Origin of the sequence: Kitasatospora sp. MAP12-44, assembly GCF_029892095.1 — a bacterium.
GTDB lineage: Bacteria > Actinomycetota > Actinomycetes > Streptomycetales > Streptomycetaceae > Kitasatospora.
The window spans coordinates 4,796,070-4,812,244 of the sequence record NZ_JARZAE010000004.1 but is presented as its reverse complement, the minus strand read 5'-3'; the positions used below and the strand labels follow the sequence as shown (position 1 = coordinate 4,812,244).

Below are 16,175 nucleotides of genomic sequence, written 5' to 3'. Positions count from 1 at the left end.
AACGGTTGAGGGTCAGGACGCCAGGCCGGCGGCGCGGAAGGACTCCAGCGTCGGCTGGATGGTGGCGGTCAGGCCCGCGTCGGCCACCGCGTCCAGCGTCTTGAGGCCGTCACCGGTGTTGATCGCGACGGTCTCCTTCGACGGGTCGAGCAGCCCGTTCTCGACCAGCTTCTTGAGCACGCCGATGGTCACGCCGCCCGCGGTCTCGGCGAAGATGCCCTCGGTGCGGGCCAGCAGCCGGATCGCGTCGACCACCTCGGCGTCGGTGACGTCCTCGACGGCGCCGCCGGTGCGGCGGGCGATGTCCAGCACGTACGGGCCGTCCGCCGGGTTGCCGATGGCCAGCGACTTGGCGATGGTGTCCGGCTTGACCGGGCGGATCACGTCGTGGCCCGCCTTGAAGGCCGCCGAGACCGGCGAGCAGCCGGCCGCCTGGGCCCCGAAGATCTTGTACGGGCGGTCCTCGACCAGGCCGAGCTTGATCAGCTCCTGCAGTCCCTTGTCGATCTTGGTGAGCTGGGAGCCTGAGGCGATCGGGATCACCAGCTGCTCGGGCAGCCGCCAGCCCAGCTGCTCGCAGATCTCGTACGCCAGCGTCTTGGAGCCCTCGCCGTAGTACGGGCGCAGGTTGACGTTGACGAAGCCCCAGCCCTCGCCGGCCGGGTCGCCGATCAGCTCCGAGCAGAAGCGGTTCACATCGTCGTAGTTGCCCTTGATGCCGACCAGCTCGCCGCCGTAGACCCCGGCCATCACGACCTTGCCCTGCTCCAGGTCGTGCGGGATGAACACGCAGGACTTGAAGCCGGCCCGGGCCGCGGCCGCGCCCACCGCGCCGGCCAGGTTGCCGGTGGAGGAGCAGGAGAGGGTGGTGAAGTCGAAGGCGCGGGCGGCCTCGATCGCGCAGGCCACCACCCGGTCCTTGAAGGAGTGGGTCGGGTTGCCGGAGTCGTCCTTGACGTGCAGCTGGGCGGTGAAGCCGAGCTCGCGGCCCAGGTTGTCGGCCTTGACCAGCGGGGTCCAACCCGGGTTCAGGTTGGGCTTGTCGGCCACGTCGGCCGGCACCGGCAGCAGCGGCGCGTATCGCCAGATGGACGCCGGGCCGGACTCGATCCGCTTGCGCAGCTCCTCGGCCTGGTAGGAGCCGAAGTCGTAGGCGATCTCCAGCGGGCCGAAGCACTCGACGCAGGCGAAGATCGGGCCGAGCTCGAAGCGCGTGCCGCACTCGCGACAGGACAGCGCGGCGGCGGGACCGAGATCTACGGTCGAAGTGGGTGCAGATACGTCAACAGCCATGATGGCGGAGGCCTCTCTCCTCATCTTCCCCGTGCCGCGGGCGCGACACAGGACGGAATTGGCACCTGTCCCGCCGGGGCCTCGACCACGAAGTGGTCAGTAGCCGTGCGAGAAGGTTGCCGGGACTTCGACGGGCCGTTCCCTCAGTCCCTCTGGATGAGCTCTGTGAAGTTGTGGTCATGCGGTGCGGCCGACCCCGGCGTGCGAAGGTCTGACCGCTGTACGAAGACTGTATCGGAAGGCCCGCGATGTGGCCCGTACCGTCCGCAACGCGAGACGACCTGACAAGGAGCGAGATTTGCCAGCCGAGCAGAGCCCCGCGCTACTCCCGGAAGCGGCGTCCTGGCTGCGTCGGCGGTCCTGGACCGCGGCCGACCGCCCCCCGGCCGCGCTGCTCGCCGCCAAGCGCGCGGCAGGTCCCGCCGGGACGGTCAGCGTGGTCCTGCCCGCGCTGGACGAGGAGTCCACGGTCGGCGAGATCGTCACGGTGATCCGCCGCGAGCTGATGGACCGGCTGCCGCTGGTGGACGAGGTCGTGGTGGTCGACTCCGGCTCCTCGGACCGGACGGCCGAGGTGGCCGCGGCTGCCGGTGCCCGGGTGGTGCACCGCGACGCGATCCTGCCGCGGCTGCCCGCGGTGCCCGGCAAGGGCGAGGTGCTCTGGCGCTCGCTGCTGGTGACCTCCGGCGAGATCGTCTGCTTCGTCGACGCGGACCTGCGCGAGTTCGACCCGGCCTTCGTCTCCGGGATCGTCGGCCCGCTGCTCACCGACCCGGCGATCCAGCTGGTCAAGGCGATGTACGACCGGCCGCTCGAGACCGACGGCGCGGTGGTACCGGCCGGCGGCGGCCGGGTGACCGAGCTGGTGGCCCGGCCGCTGCTCAACCTGCACTGGCCGCGGCTGGCCGGCTTCGTCCAGCCGCTGGGTGGCGAGTACGCGGCCCGCCGCTCGCTGCTGGAGCGGCTGCACTTCCCGACCGGCTACGGGGTGGAGCTCGGTCTGCTGGTGGACGCCCTGGAGCTGGCCGGCCTGGACGCGCTGGCGCAGGTGGACGTGGGGGTGCGCCACCACCGCCACCAGGACGGCCAGGCGCTGGGTCGGATGGCCGCCACCATCTACCGCACGGCCCTGGAGCGGCTGGACCGCACGCACCGGCTGAAGGCCGCCGAGGACCTAGCCCGCCCGGTGCTGACCCAGTTCTCCCGCGACGCCCGGACCCGCGAGTTCACCGCCGAAAGCCATCGGGTGACCGCTCTGGAACGCCCGCCGATGATCGAGGTCACGGAGTACCAGGGGTTTGCCAACCGCTGACCACGGCAAGGTTGGAGATATGGCCGAACAGACGACCGCACGCATTCTGGTGGCTTCCAACCGGGGTCCGGTGTCCTTCAGCAGCTCACCGGACGGCTCGCTGACCCTGCGGCGCGGCGGTGGCGGGCTGGTCTCGGGGCTGTCCGCGATCGACGACCCGCATGCCGTCTGGGTCTGCGCGGCGCTCGGCGAGGCCGACCGGGCAGCCGCCCGGCGCTCCCCGCAGGGGCGCCTCGACCGGGCCGGCTTCGACGTCGGCGGACAGGCCGTCCGGATGCTGGACATCGCCCCCGAGGTGTTCGACCGGGCCTACAACGGGATCGCCAACTCGACCCTCTGGTTCGTCCACCACCTGCTGTACGACACCCCGGTCTCCCCGGTCTTCGACGCGGGCTTCCGCGAGCAGTGGGCCGGCTTCGAGGAGTACAACGCCGCCTTCGCCCACGCGCTGGCCGCCGAGGCCGCACCGGGCGCCGCGGTGCTGGTGCAGGACTACCACCTCTCGCTGGTCCCCGCGCTGCTCCGCGAGCTGCGGCCGGACCTGCGGATCGGCTACTTCTCGCACATCCCGTGGGCTCCGGCCGACTACTTCCGGCTGCTGCCCGACGACATCGCGCGCAGCGTGCTGACCGGCGTGCTCGGCGCGGACCGGGCCGGCTTCCACACCCGCCGCTGGGCGGCCGCGTTCGCCGACTGCTGCGAGCAGTTGCTGGGCGCGGAGGTCGACCGGGCCGAGCTCTCGGTCAGTTACCAGGGCCGCACCACCAGGCTCGGCGTGCACAGCCTCGGCGCAGACGGCGAGTTCCTGCGTGAGCGCTCGCATCGTGCGGACGTCGACGAGCGATTGCTGTCACTGCGTCAACTCGTCGGCGACCGGCGGACGATCGTCCGGGTGGACCGCACCGAGCTGAGCAAGAACATCGTCCGCGGCCTGCTGGCCTACCGCCATCTGCTGCGCACCCGCCCCGAGTGGCGGGGCCAGGTGGTGCACATCGCGTTCGCCTACCCCTCACGCCAGGACCTGGCCGAGTACCGCGCCTACACCGAGGCCGTACGGCGGATCGGCGAGGAGATCAACACCGAGTTCGGCAGCGGTAGTTGGCAGCCCCTGATACTTCAGGTCGAGGACGACTTCGCCCGTTCGCTGGCCGCCTACCGGCTCGCCGACGTGGCCCTGGTCAACCCGATCCGGGACGGCATGAACCTGGTCGCCAAGGAGATCCCGGTGGTCAGCGACGAGGGCTGCGCCCTGGTGCTCTCCCGCGAGGCCGGCGCCCACGCCGAACTCGCCGAGGACGCGCTGACCATCAACCCGTACGACGTGGTCGCCACCGCCGACGCCCTGCACCGCGCGCTGTCGATGCCGGCCGACGAACGCACCGAACGCACCAAGCGCCTCGCGGCGGCCGCCACCGCGCTCTCGCCCCAGCAGTGGTTCCTCGATCAACTCGCCGCTCTGGCATAGAGGTTCTCCAGCAGCTCGACCACACCGGCCGGCCCGGCGACCACCAGATCCGCCTGCTCGGCCACCTCGCGCACCGGCGGCTCGCCGTTCACCGGGCCGCTGCACACCAGCAGGCCGGGCAGCCCCTCGCCGCGCAGCTTGCGCACCGCCGCGTAGGCGGCCAGATCGCCCAGGTCGTCACCGGCGTAGAGCACCGAGCCGGCCTCCCGCTCGTGCAGGAACTCAGTGAGCGCGCCGCCCTTGTCGGCCCCCGGCGGCCGCAACTCCACCACCATCCGGCCCGGTTCGACCACCAGGCCGTGCGCGGCGGCCAGCAGCGCGAGCGGCTCGCGCAGCTGCTCAAGGGCGGCCTCCGGCTCGGCGGTACGGCGGGTGTGGACGGCCAGCGAGCGGCCCTTGTCCTCGATCCAGCTGCCCTCGGGCGCCGACAACCGCCGCAGCAGCAAAGGCAGTTCGGCTCGGATCGCGGCCACCCCGGGGTGCACCTGGGTGGCCCGCAGCTCGCCGGTCGCCGCCTCCCAGCGCTCGGCGCCGTAATGCCCGAGCACCACCAGGTGCTCAAGCCCGGCCACCTGCGCGAAGCCGCCGAGCCGCACCGCGTCCTGCGCCGGGCGGCCGGTCACCACCACCACCGCGCGCAGCAGCGGCGCCAGTCGGGCCAGCGCGGGCGCCGCGCCGGGGTGGGCGTGCGCCTGATCGGGGTCGGCGACGATCGGGGCCAGGGTGCCGTCGAAGTCCAGGGCGACGACGGCCTCGGCGGGCGCGGCCAGCAGGGCGGCGAGCCCAGCGCGGCCGGACGGTGTGCTCGGTTCGAACGCAGCAGGGGCCATGCCAGCGACCCTACCCAGGGCCACCCGGGACTAACGCTCGGCGCGACGGGCATCGCGGATCCGGCGCAGGCGGTAGACCAGCACCGGCGCGTGCGCCACCGCCTCCTCGCGGTCCAGCAGACCGTTCAACAGCTGGTAGTACCGGGTACTGGAGATGCCCAACTCCTCCCGGATCGCCTGCTCCTTGGCACCCTGGGTGCGCCAGCTCCGGCCCTCCAGGGCCAGCACGGCGAGGTCGCGCTCGGTGAGACCCGTCATAGGGACCATTGTCCCTCGCGTGCGCGACGTCGCTTCCGCGGCGGTCACACCGCCAGGACCCGTACCCCCGCGTCGGCGAAGGCGGCGGCCAGCTCCTCGTCCACCGCCTCGTCGGTGACCAGCGTGCCGATCTGCTCGATCCCGCAGATCCGGGCGAAGGCGCGGCGGCCCAGCTTGGTCGAGTCGGCGGCCACCACCACCCGGCGGGCCCGCTCGGCGAGCAGCCGGTTCACGCTGGCCTCACCCTCGTGGTGGGCGGTGGCGCCGGCCTGGACGTCCAGCGCGTCCACCCCCAGCACCGTGACGTCCAGGGTGAGTTCGGCGAGCACCGCACCGGCCAGCGGCCCGATCAGCTCATAGGACTGCGGTCGGGCCACCCCGCCGGTGACCACGATCTTCACCGACGGACGGACCGTCAGTTCATTGGCGATGTTGAGCGCGTTGGTGACCACGGTGAGCGGCTGGCCGGCGCCGGCCTCGGCGCGCTCGGTCAGCTCGGGGCGCACGGCCAGCGCGCGGGCCACCTCGGTGGTGGTGGTGCCGCCGTTCAGGCCGACCACCTCGCCCGGCGCGATCAGGCCGGCCACCGCCGCGCCGATCCGCTGCTTGGCCCCGGCGTTGCGCGCGGTCTTGTAGCGCAGCGGCAGGTCGTAGCTGACGTTGTGGGCGACCGCGCCGCCCCGGGTCCGGGTGACCATCTGCTGGCGGGCCAGCTGGTCGAGGTCACGGCGGATCGTGGCGGCCGAGACGTTCAGCGCCACAGCCGCCTCTTCGACCTCCAACTTGCCGTGCTCGGCAAGGAGTTCGAGGAGACTGTTCCACCGCTCATATCTGGACACGCCGGGCCACTCCCTCACATCGACTAGCACTGCGGTGACAGCGTCGCACAGAGCCCCGCAGCGAGTGGAACGGATTCCATCGCCGCACCGGGGTATTGCACACTCATGCGCGAAACAGCTATAAAGCAATCAGTTTCACGCAATCGAACGCAACCGAAGGGAGACATCGGCATGACTGGCATGACCACCGCAGGCAGCTCGCTGACCGCCGAGGAGCTCGCCACCCAGCCCGCCTGCTGGCGCCAGGCCGCCGCACTGGCCGGCCAGGCGGCGCCCGCGCTGCCCCGCCCCGGCGAGCGGGTGGCGGTGGTCGGCTGCGGCACCTCCTGGTTCATGGCCCAGGCGTACGCCGCGCTGCGCGAGGCGTCCGGGCACGGCGAGACCGACGCGCACGCGGCCTCCGAGTTCCCCTACGCCCGCCGCTACGACCGGGTGGTGGCGATCAGCCGCTCCGGCACCACCACCGAGGTGCTGGCGCTGCTGGACCGGCTGCGCGGCACCACCCCCACCACCGCGCTGACCGCCGACCCGGCCACCCCGGTGATGCAGACCGCCGACCAGCCGGTGGTGCTGGACTTCGCCGACGAGCGCTCGGTGGTGCAGACCCGCTTCGCCACCACCGCGCTCGCGCTGCTGCGCGCCCACCTGGAGGCCGAGGGAGCCCTCGCCCCGGGCGTGAAGAGCCTGGCCGAGGCCGCCGACGACGCCGAGCGCGCCATCGCCGAGGCGCTGCCGACCGGCCTGGTCGCCGCCGAGCAGATCACCTTCCTCGGCGCGGGCTGGACCAACGGCCTGGCCCTGGAGGCCGGCCTGAAGATGCGCGAGGCGGCCGGCGCGTGGACCGAGTCGTACCCGGCGATGGAGTACCGGCACGGCCCGATCGCGATCACCACCGCGGGCCGCGCGGCCTGGATGTTCGGCGCTCTGCCCGACGGTCTGGCCGACGATATCGCCGCCACCGGTGGCCAGTTGGTGGCCGGCTCGGGCCCCGGCGGCCTGGACCCGATGGCCGACCTGGTCCGCGCCCAGCGCCTGGCGGTCGCCCTCGCCGAGGCCCGCGGCCTGGACCCGGACAACCCCCGCGCACTGACCCGCTCGGTCCAACTGTAGACACCGAGCGACCAAGCTCACCCCCGTGGCGCAGACCAATCCCGCCACTGGACTAGACCTCTCCTGCCTGGTCAAGGGAAACTGTCCCCTGTGAAGCACGTCATCGCACTCGATGTAGGCGGCACCGGCATGAAAGCCGCGCTGCTCGCCCAGGACGGCTCCGTGCTGTTCGAGGCACGCCGACCGACCGGGCGGGAGCACGGCACCGACGCCGTCGTCGCCACCATCCTCGACTTCGCCGCCGACCTCGCGGACGAGGGCCGCAGCCGTTTCGGCTGCCGGCCGCTCGCCGCGGGCGTCGCCGTACCGGGGACGATCGACGAGAGGAACGGGATCGCGGTCTTCTCCGCCAACCTCGGCTGGCGCGACCTGCCCCTGCGCAAACTGCTGGGCGAGCGGCTGGCCGGCCCGGACGGCGAGGACATGCCGATCGCGCTGGGCCACGACGTCCGCTCCGGCGGGCTGGCCGAGGGCCGGATCGGCGCGGGCCGCGGCGTCGACCGCTTCCTCTTCATCGCGCTGGGCACCGGCATCGCCGGCGCGATCGGGATCGGCGGCCGGATCGAGGCCGGCGCGCACGGCTACGGCGGCGAGATCGGCCATGTGGTGGTCCGCCCCGGCGGCCCGCTCTGCGGCTGCGGCGCCCGCGGCTGCCTGGAGACCCTGGCGTCGGCCTCGGCCGTCTCCCGGGCCTGGGCCGCGGCGTGCGGAGACGAGCGCGCCGAGGCCTCCGACTGCGCGCTGGCCGTCGAGGCCGGCGACGAGCGGGCGCTGCTGGTCTGGCGGGAGGCCGTGGCCGCGCTGGCGGACGGCATCGTGCTGGCGCAGAGCCTGCTCGACCCGTCGACGGTGATCGTCGGCGGCGGGCTGGCCGAAGCCGGCGACACACTCTTCACACCCCTGCGCGCGGCGGTGAGTGACCGGCTGACCTTCCAGATGCCTCCGAAGGTCGTACCGGCCATGCTCAAGGACACCGCGGCGTCCCTGGGCGCGGGTCTGCTCGCCTGGGATCTGCTCTCACTGGAGGTGACCGCGTGACCGTCGCGGACCGTACTGCAGCATCCCGCACCGCACTGGCCGGAGCCCGGCTGGTGCTGCCCACCGGCGTCGTCGAGAACGGCCGGCTCACCCTGGCGGGGAGCACGATCGAGTCCGTCGGCGGCTCCGCGCGGGCCGGCGACCTCGACCTGACGGGCTGCACGGTCGTCCCCGGCTTCGTCGACCTCCATGTGCACGGCGGCGGCGGCGCCTCGTACGCCGCCGGGCTCGCCGAGGAGGCGCTGACCGCGGCCCGCACCCACCTGGCCCACGGCACCACCACCACGATGGCCTCCACCGTCACCGGCGAGATCGACGAGCTCTGCCGGCAGGCGGCCGTGCTCTCCGAGCTGGTCGAGGACGGCGTGCTGGCGGGCATCCACTTCGAGGGCCCGTTCATCTCCCAGCACCGCTGCGGCGCGCACCGCCCCGACCTGCTGCGCGACCCGGACCCGGCGCTGGTGCGCAAGCTGGTGGACGCCGCGCGCGGCCACGCCAGGATGGTCACGCTCGCCCCGGAACTGCCGGGCGGCCTGGAGTCGGTGCGGATGCTGGCCGAGCTCGGGGTGATCGCCGCCGTCGGCCACACCGACTCCGACTACGCCAGGACGCTGGAGGCGATCGAGGCCGGCGCCACCGTCGCCACCCACCTGTTCAACGCGATGCCGGGCATCCAGCACCGCGCGCCCGGGCCGATCGTCGCACTGCTGGAGGACGAGCGGGTCACCGTCGAGCTGATCAACGACGGCACCCACCTGCACGCGTCGGTGCTCGACCTGGCGTACGGCACGGCCGGCGCCGAGCGGGTCGCGCTGATCACCGACGCGATGGGCGCGGCCGGCATGGGCGACGGCCGCTACCCGTTGGGCCCGCTCCAGGTGCAGGTCACCGACGGGGTGGCCCGGCTGGTCGAGGGCGGCTCGATCGCCGGCTCCACGCTCACCCTGGACGTGGCCTTCAAGCGCTCGGTGACCGTCAACGGGCTGAGCCTGCCGCAGGCCGTCCAGTCGATCTCGACCACCCCGGCGCGGCTGCTCGGCCTCGCCGACTCGATCGGGACGGTGGAGGCCGGCAAGAACGCCGACCTGGTCGTCCTCGACTCCGGCAGCTACGACCTGCTCGCGGTCGTCCGGCGCGGCGAGTGGATCACCGGCGCCGAGCGCTTCAAGGCACGTCAGAGCGCCTGACGTGGCTGGAAGCTAGCTCGGCGGCGCGGCCGCCGGGGGGGCGCCGCCGGTCGGGTAGCTGGTGGCGTCCATGCCGGTGATCGCGATCTGGTCGATCAGGACCGACCCTCCGGACGGAGCCGACACCGTGAGGGTGTTGGCCCCGGCCTGGAGGTCCGGCCATATGTTGGTGGAGTACCAGGACTGCGTCGGGTCGGCGCCCTTGCTGCCGTAGTTCTTGAACGGCACCCCGCCGCTGCGGTCGGTGCCGTTGACGGCGACCGCAGCCTGCACCAGGTCGCCGGTGTTGTTGAAGTGGATCCAGAACTTGTACTTGCCGGCGGTGGGCACGGTGACCGCCCAGGTCACCGAGGAGCCCGCCTGCAGCGTCAGGTAGCTGCCGTCGGAGGAGACCGCGCCCTTGATCGTGTTGGCGGACGGCGCGTTCTGCGCCTGGGCCTTGGAGGCGTCCACCACATTGCCGGCGGCGGGGGTCGGGCTCGCCGGACCGGACGGCGAGGCCGAGGGCGAGCCGCCGGCCGAGGTCGCGTTGGTCGCCCCGGCGGTGGGGGCCGGGTGGCCGCCCTTGCTGCTCTGGTCGCTGCTGCCGCTGTTGCCGGAGAGCGCGATGCCGGAGCCGATCGCGATGGCCGCGACCACCGCCACCACGCCGATCACCGGACCCATGCCGCGGCTGCGCGGGGCGTCCTCACCCGGCAGCGGGCGGGAGCGCTCGGCGTAGCGGGACTGCTGGGGCAGCGCGCTGGTCTGCTCGGCGCCGGGGCCCTGCGGGCGGTAGGGCTGCTGCTGCGGGGGGTGCTGCTGGTAGGGCTGCTGGTACTGCTGCTGCTGAGGCTGGCCGTACTGGGCGCGGCCGACCTCCATCGGACGCTGGTAGGCGTTGCGCGGCGCTACCGGCGCACGCTCCGCCCCCTCCTCACCCTCGGCGGGACGGTAGAGGTAGCCGAACACGTCGTCGTCCTGCGCCGACCCGCCGGCGCCGCCCTCGGGTGCTCCATTGCTGCCGTCCGTCATCGCGGTGGTCAACTCCCCAATGCCGTCTCTGCCCGACGCCCTGTCTGGCCGTACGCACGGCACCCTACCCGCAGCACATGACATCAAAAAAAGTAAGAGGCGCCGCCGAGCCGCCCGGAACGCCCCCCGGCGGCCCGCCCCGACTACCCCGCGCGGCGGTGCGAGCGCTCGCCGCGAGCGCCCCGGACCGCGCCGCCGCGGGCCCGCTTCTCGTCGTACATCCGCTTGTCGGCGGCGTGCAGGACCTCCTCGATGCTCATCCCGCAGCCCGCCCAGCCGATCCCCAGGCTCACGCCGACCCGCATCACCCGACCGGCTATCCGCATCGGCGGGATGATCGCGTTGCGCAGCCGGACGGCCAGCTCGGTGGCCTCCTCGCTGCCGATGCCGTCGGCCAGCACGACGAACTCGTCGCCGCCGAGCCGCGCCACCGTGTCACCCTCCCGGACTACCTGCTGCAGGCGGCGGGCCACCTCCACCAGCACCGCGTCACCGGCGTTGTGGCCGAAGCGGTCGTTGACGGACTTGAAACCGTCCAGGTCGCAGAAGACCACCGCCAGGCCCTTCTGCGCCGCCCCGCCGGCGCCGCCGGGGCGGAACGAGGCGCTCCACGGCTCGGCCGCGCCGGCCGGGTCGGTCGGGACCACCGCGTGCACGTGGTCGGGGGGCGGCTCGCCGTAGCCGGGCGGGCGGCCGGGGATCACCCCGCGCTCGGGGTAGCCCGCCCCCGGGTAGCGCCCCGCCTCGGCATAGCCGCCGTACGCGCCGTACTCGCCGTAACCGTGCATCACCACCGCGCGCCCGCCTCCCGCGCCGGGCGCACCCTCCAGCGCCCCTGACGTCCCGCCAGGCGCCCCCTGGGCGCCGGGGCCGCCCTCCAGCACCTCCTGACCGCTGCGCGGGCTGTGCGGCCCGTAGGAGCCGGACGGGCTGTGCGAGGCGGCCGCGCCCTCCAGCGCGCAGGTGGCCGCCCCGTGCGCGGCGGCGCCGCCGGGGCCCTGCGGCAGCGGGCAGAGCCGACGGGCCAGCCGGCTGCGCAGCTCGGCACTGTTCGGCAGGCCGGTGAGCGCGTCGTGGCTGGCCCGGTGGGCGAGTTGGAACTCGTGGCGTTTGCGGTCCTCGATGTCCTCGACGTGGGTGAGCAGAAAGCTCGGGCCCTCCGCCGCGTCCGCGACCACCGAGTTGCGCAGGCAGACCCACTGGTAGCCGCCGTCCCGGCGGGAGAGCCGCAGCTCGGCCCGGCCGCTCTCGGCGCTGGTGCGCTCCAGCAGACCGCGGTCGTCGGGGTGCACCAGGTCGAGGAAGCTCTGCTGGCGCAGCGCCGCGCGCGGTCGGCCGAGCAGTCGGCAGAGCGCGTCGTTGACCCGGGTCAGCTGGCCCCGGGCGGCGCCGTGCAGTTCGGTGATGGCCATCCCGCTGGGCGCGTACTCGAACGCCTGACGGAAGCTCTCCTCGCTGGCCAGCAGCGCCTGTTGCTCCTTCTCCAGGCGGGCCAGCGCGCGCTGCATCTCGGCCCGCAGGCGGGCGTTGCCGATCGCGATCGAGGCCTGCAGCGAGAACATCTCCAGGGCTTCCCTGGTCCACGCGCCGGGTCGTTTGCCGCTGCGCGGGCGGTCCACGCTCAGCACGCCGAGCAGGTCGCCGCCGGCGCTGTACATCGGCGCCAGCAGGCCGTCCTCGGGGTGCCAGTCGTTGGCGTAGACCGGCAGCGGCCCGTCCCCGGTCCAGCGCGGGATGTCGGTGCCGACCGCCCAGCCGCGGTCGTGCGGCAGGAACCGCAGGGTCCCCCAGTGGTCGCTGACCGCCAGCAGCCGGTCCCAGGACTCGCGCGAGCCGACCTGGCCGAGCAGCACCGAGGGGCCGCCGAACTCGCGCTCCTCGTACTCCCAGACGGCGGCCACCATCAGATCGCCGTCGGGTCGCACCAGACTCACCGCGGCGGCACCGAACCCGAGCCCGTGCACCGAGCCCTCGACCACGGCCTGCAGCGTGCCCGCCAGGCTGCGGGCAGCGTTGAGGTCCGCCACGACCCGGTGCAAGGTGCGGAGGGTCGCGAGACGGACGTACGGCTCCGACTCGGCTTCCATGCGGGGGCTCCCCGGCTTCTTCGGATAGGTCTTGATGGTTATCGTCCGATTGCCAGAAGAACTGAATCACAGCGAGCACAGCATTCGGCACGCTCGGTCAGCAATAGGTCGTCACTTGTGACTCAAATCACACAACCCATAGACAGGCAAACCCGGTTCATCTCGGTCATGCCCGGACACGATCCTGCGATGACCACCTTCGACGTCGGCGCCGACGGGCCGGAACTGAAGCGGGCTGCCCGCCGCCGGGCCCTGCCGCTTCACTCCTGGGGGTGAGAGCGGCACAACCGGGGGTGAATCGTCCGCTCCAGTCGGCGCAACCTCCGGAGAAGGTCCTAGGACCGCCTAGGTCCTCGGCCCGATGCAGGACCGGCCGCCGCCCGGCTACCGTGCGGTACGTGTCCATGTCGCCGCAGCAAGCCGCTGCCTCCCTCGCCACGCCGGACGAGTTCCGGGCCGCCCTCTCCCAGCTCGCCGCCGGGGTGGCACTGCTGACCGTGCACGACGGGGGCGAGGACGCCGGCATGACCGCCACGTCCTTCCTGTCCGTCTCGCTGGAGCCGCCGCTGGTGCTGGTCTCGGTGCGCGAGGACTCCCGGATGGACGAACTGCTCTCCCGGGTCGACCTGTGGGCCGTCTCGCTGCTCGGCGAGCGGCACCGGACGCTGGCCTCCCGCTTCGCCATGAAGGGCCGGCTCAGCGACCGGCTGCTCTTCGCGGACACCCCGCACCACCGCGGCCCGGCCAGCGGCGCGCCGCTGGTGGAGGGCGCGCTGGCCACCGTCGAGTGCCGCACCGAGCAGCGGATAGCCGCCGGGGACCACACGCTGGTGATCGGACGGGTGCTGGAGGCCCGGGTGCCGTCACCGGACGGGCAGCCGCTGCTCTACTTCCGCGGCGGCTACCGGCAGCTCGGCTGAGCTACTCAGCGCCCGGGCGGCCACGGCCGCGCTTCAGCTCCGAGCGGTGCTTCTTGTTGGACAGCCGCCGCTCGACCATCCCCTTGCTGGGCCGGGTGGCCCGCCGGGCCTTGGGCGGCGGCGCCGTCGCCTCGCCCAGCAGCGCGGCCAGCCGGGCCGCGGCCACCTCGCGGTTGCGCCACTGCGAGCGGTGCTCGGAGGCCTTGACCACCAGCACCCTGCCGTCCACCAGCCGGGAGGCCAACCGCTCCAGGGCGCGCGCCTTCCACACCTCGGGCAGCGCCTCGGAGGCGGCCAGGTCGTAGCGCAGCTCGACCTGGGTGTCGGAGGTGTTGACGTGCTGGCCACCGGGGCCGGACGATCGCGAGAAGCGCCAGAGGAGCTCGGCGTCGGGGACGACCACCGAACCCCGGACGCGGATGGGCTCAGGCATGGGCCCATCATCCCCGCCCGCCGGCCGTGCCGTCACCCGGTTATGCAGCATCGTCCCCCGGCTGTCGCGGCACCCGGTCATCGGCGGCCGCGGCGTGCCGGACAATGAGCCCGTGATCGAGCTCGGCTACTCCCTCTCCCCCCGCTTCCCCGACCCCCCACAGACCGACTACCGCTCGGCGGCCGTCCGCTCGCTGCGGTACGACCTCTTCTGCGGCGACGTCTTCCTCGAGGCGGACGGGTTGGACATGTCCACGGCCTGGGGATGGGTGCCGGTGCTGGACTTCGCCTGGGCGCTGTGCGACATCGTCGAGCAGCTGGACGAGGATCCGCGCGGCAGCCGGGCCGCCAACGTGCAGACCGCCGACCTGGACTTCACCCAGTCCACCGAGCTGCTGCGGTTCGCCCGCCGGTTCGGTCTGGTGGAGATCTCCGCCACCTGGCTGGACCAGCCGCCGGCCGTGGTCCGCCACCAGGACCTGCGCCGGGAGGCCCGGGACTTCCTCCAGGACGTCCTGGCCGACCTCGCCGACCTGCACCCCGAGCTCGCCGACAACCCGAACATCTGGACCGTCCAGGGCCGCTTCCCCCGGGTCTGAGCCGACCTCAGCGGGTGGCGCGCAGCTCCTTGAGGTCCAGCAGCTCGGTGTCGTCCTCGGGGGTCAGGTCCACCACGGCGGGGCGGGCGGCGGCCTGCTCCTCGGCCACCTCGTCGCCCAGCACGTCGGCCAGGTCCGGACCGACCGTCACCTCCAGCTGGTGCTCGGCCGGCTGCTGGTCCGGCAGCTCGCTGACGCTGCCCACCGACGGCGCCGGGGCGGCCGCCCGCAGGGCCGCCGCGCCCGCGGCCCCACCGCGGCCGAAGAAGCTGAAGTTGCCGGGGCGGCTCTGCCCGGCCGGCTGCGGGCGCGGACGCTGGCGCTCGACCGGGACGACCGCCGTGGCCGGCGCACCGGCCTGCTGCTCCGCCGGCGCCGTCAGCACGGGACGCACCGGGGAGGCCGCCACCGCCGCACGGACCGGCTGCTCGCCGGGCCGCTCGACCGGCTCCAGCCGGCCGATCCGGGCCGTCGAGCCGTGCACCGAGCCGTCCACTGCGGCGGGCTCGCGGCGCTGCGCCGCACGCAGCGCCCGGGCCTCGCGCTGCGCCTCGGCCTCGCGCCGGCTCTCGGCCGCCCGGGCCCGCCGCTCCAGGCCCCGCAGCGCGGACCCCGCCCGCAGGTAGGCCACCGTCGTGACCGGGTTCTTGGGCCGGGCCGCCTCGATCGCCCGCTGGGTCGCCTCGGCCTCCTTGAGCGCCTGCTCGGCGGCCTGCACCGCGCGCTCGCGCAGCAGCCGGGCGATCTCCGTCTCGGCCTTCGCCAGCCGCGACTTCTCCGCCGTCAGCCGCCGGCCGAGCCGGGTGGCCCGCTCCTCGGCGACCTCGGCGGCGTACTCGGCCTCGGCCAGCTGCTCCTCGAAGCGCTCCTCGTCGCGCATCCGGCGCACGGCCGCGAGATCGGCGGCGGCCCGTGCTCCACGGTCGCGCTGACGCAGCACCAGCCCGAGGCCGAGCACCGCGAGCACCGCGGCGAAGCCCACCGAGCGGACCACCTCGGTGTCCCCGCTGGCGACCAGCGCGGCCAGTGCGGCCACCGTGAGGACGACGGCGGCGGCCGGCGGCAGGGCACGGCTCAGAAGGGAGGAATGACGGTGGCGTCCGCGTGGCATGAGCAAGAAACTAGCGTGCGAATAAGGCTGCTGTCAGCCTCGGGTCCAATTCAGGCCTTGACAGGCAGCCGCCGCCACCGAGCGGAGTCGATCACTCACCAAACGCTACCGGGGGCTGGGCGCCGTGCCCTTGCCGCCGCTGCCGTTGTCCTCGGGCAGCTTGCAGACGTGCTGCAGCCAGAGCGCGGCGGCGATCACCCCGAAACCGGCCAGCACCGCGAGCCCGGCGGTGATCGTCGAGCCCTGGTGGGCGCTGAAGTCCGGCAGCGTCCCGAGGAAGATCCCCAGGCCCGCGTAGACGCCCGTCACCACCGCCGAGACCAGCGCGCTGGCCTGCGCCAGCACCACCGCCCGGGCGGCGCCCAGCGGGTCGACGCCCTTGGCCCCGGGCACCCGGTCGCGGGCCGCCTTGAGCCTGGAGCGCAGCGAGAAGGCCGTCGCCAGCAGCACCACCGCGACCGCCGCCAGCACCACCGGCGCCGCGGCCGGCACTCCCGGCAGCGAGTCCAGCGCGTTCCAGAGCTTGGCACCTGCCCAGGCCAGTGCCGTCGAGACCACGACGATGACCAGCAGCAGACGCAGGCGGAGCAGCTTCACTCGGACAGGGTCCTTCCCAGATACGGTCGCGCGGAGCGGCGCCAGGCCACCGTACCGGCCGAGCGGACGCCCCTCTTTCGTAC

16 protein-coding genes and 1 riboswitch are annotated in these 16,175 nt (G+C 73.6%); of the genes, 7 read left to right on the top strand and 9 right to left on the bottom strand.

The window, feature by feature from the left end; genetic code table 11:
• Nucleotides 1–12 precede the first annotated feature (12 nt).
• On the bottom strand, nt 13–1,293 hold the full coding sequence (gene thrC / locus P3T34_RS22515; RefSeq protein ID WP_280667842.1) for a threonine synthase: 1,281 nt from the start codon (nt 1,291–1,293) through the stop codon (nt 13–15).
• 17 nt (nt 1,294–1,310) lie between these two features.
• A riboswitch (SAM riboswitch) is annotated at nt 1,311–1,456 on the bottom strand.
• A gap of 135 nt (nt 1,457–1,591) precedes the next feature.
• Here thrC and P3T34_RS22510 point away from each other — a divergent pair.
• Both P3T34_RS22510 and P3T34_RS22505 read left to right on the top strand, forming a co-directional pair.
• A complete protein-coding gene (locus P3T34_RS22510) occupies nt 1,592–2,605 on the top strand; it encodes a glucosyl-3-phosphoglycerate synthase (RefSeq protein ID WP_280667841.1) in 1,014 nt (337 codons plus the stop codon).
• Nucleotides 2,606–2,624: 19 nt separating this feature from the next.
• On the top strand, nt 2,625–4,070 hold the full coding sequence (locus tag P3T34_RS22505) for a trehalose-6-phosphate synthase (protein WP_280667840.1): 1,446 nt from the start codon (nt 2,625–2,627) through the stop codon (nt 4,068–4,070).
• On the opposite strand, the gene otsB is transcribed toward P3T34_RS22505, so the two are convergent.
• From otsB to P3T34_RS22490, 3 genes are read right to left on the bottom strand one after another with little or no spacing between them, the layout of a single operon-like run.
• Nucleotides 4,049–4,900, bottom strand: a complete 852-nt coding sequence (gene otsB, locus P3T34_RS22500; RefSeq protein WP_280667839.1) for a trehalose-phosphatase — start codon at nt 4,898–4,900, stop codon at nt 4,049–4,051. The two genes, P3T34_RS22505 and otsB, sit on opposite strands and share 22 nt — an antisense overlap.
• 30 nt (nt 4,901–4,930) lie before the next feature.
• Complete coding sequence (locus tag P3T34_RS22495) at nt 4,931–5,158, bottom strand: DUF3263 domain-containing protein (protein WP_280667838.1); 228 nt, start codon at nt 5,156–5,158, stop codon at nt 4,931–4,933.
• Nucleotides 5,159–5,202: 44 nt separating this feature from the next.
• Nucleotides 5,203–5,997: a DeoR/GlpR family DNA-binding transcription regulator gene (locus P3T34_RS22490; RefSeq protein ID WP_280667837.1), complete on the bottom strand. Its 795-nt coding sequence runs from the start codon at nt 5,995–5,997 to the stop codon at nt 5,203–5,205.
• Nucleotides 5,998–6,177: 180 nt separating this feature from the next.
• Here P3T34_RS22490 and P3T34_RS22485 point away from each other — a divergent pair, with 180 nt between their 5' ends.
• From P3T34_RS22485 to nagA, 3 genes are all read left to right on the top strand, one after another.
• Nucleotides 6,178–7,107 (top strand): sugar isomerase, encoded by a 930-nt coding sequence (locus tag P3T34_RS22485; RefSeq protein ID WP_280672294.1) that lies wholly within the window; start codon nt 6,178–6,180, stop codon nt 7,105–7,107.
• A 90-nt stretch (nt 7,108–7,197) separates the two neighbouring features.
• Nucleotides 7,198–8,145, top strand: a complete 948-nt coding sequence (locus P3T34_RS22480; RefSeq protein WP_280667836.1) for an ROK family protein — start codon at nt 7,198–7,200, stop codon at nt 8,143–8,145.
• Nucleotides 8,142–9,332, top strand: a complete 1,191-nt coding sequence (gene nagA / locus P3T34_RS22475) for an N-acetylglucosamine-6-phosphate deacetylase (RefSeq protein WP_280667835.1) — start codon at nt 8,142–8,144, stop codon at nt 9,330–9,332. Before P3T34_RS22480 ends, nagA begins: the two co-directional genes overlap by 4 nt.
• Nucleotides 9,333–9,344: 12 nt before the next feature.
• Here nagA and P3T34_RS22470 read toward each other — a convergent pair whose 3' ends face one another.
• Nucleotides 9,345–10,346 (bottom strand): hypothetical protein, encoded by a 1,002-nt coding sequence (locus P3T34_RS22470; protein WP_280667834.1) that lies wholly within the window; start codon nt 10,344–10,346, stop codon nt 9,345–9,347.
• Nucleotides 10,347–10,489: 143 nt separating this feature from the next.
• Nucleotides 10,490–12,433 (bottom strand): diguanylate cyclase, encoded by a 1,944-nt coding sequence (locus P3T34_RS22465; protein ID WP_280667833.1) that lies wholly within the window; start codon nt 12,431–12,433, stop codon nt 10,490–10,492.
• A 404-nt stretch (nt 12,434–12,837) separates the two neighbouring features.
• Between P3T34_RS22465 and P3T34_RS22460 the strand changes: the two genes are divergently transcribed.
• Nucleotides 12,838–13,353 (top strand): flavin reductase family protein, encoded by a 516-nt coding sequence (locus P3T34_RS22460; RefSeq protein WP_280672292.1) that lies wholly within the window; start codon nt 12,838–12,840, stop codon nt 13,351–13,353.
• A 1-nt stretch (nt 13,354) separates the two neighbouring features.
• On the opposite strand, the gene arfB is transcribed toward P3T34_RS22460, so the two are convergent.
• A complete protein-coding gene (gene arfB / locus P3T34_RS22455; protein ID WP_280667832.1) occupies nt 13,355–13,786 on the bottom strand; it encodes an alternative ribosome rescue aminoacyl-tRNA hydrolase ArfB in 432 nt (143 codons plus the stop codon).
• A 112-nt stretch (nt 13,787–13,898) separates the two neighbouring features.
• Here arfB and P3T34_RS22450 point away from each other — a divergent pair, with 112 nt between their 5' ends.
• Nucleotides 13,899–14,384, top strand: a complete 486-nt coding sequence (locus P3T34_RS22450) for a hypothetical protein (protein ID WP_280667831.1) — start codon at nt 13,899–13,901, stop codon at nt 14,382–14,384.
• Between the two features lie 7 nt (nt 14,385–14,391).
• Here P3T34_RS22450 and P3T34_RS22445 read toward each other — a convergent pair whose 3' ends face one another.
• Both P3T34_RS22445 and P3T34_RS22440 read right to left on the bottom strand, forming a co-directional pair.
• Nucleotides 14,392–15,495: a hypothetical protein gene (locus tag P3T34_RS22445; RefSeq protein WP_280667830.1), complete on the bottom strand. Its 1,104-nt coding sequence runs from the start codon at nt 15,493–15,495 to the stop codon at nt 14,392–14,394.
• Nucleotides 15,496–15,600: 105 nt separating this feature from the next.
• Nucleotides 15,601–16,092 (bottom strand): DUF3180 domain-containing protein, encoded by a 492-nt coding sequence (locus P3T34_RS22440; RefSeq protein WP_280667829.1) that lies wholly within the window; start codon nt 16,090–16,092, stop codon nt 15,601–15,603.
• Nucleotides 16,093–16,175 lie beyond the last annotated feature (83 nt).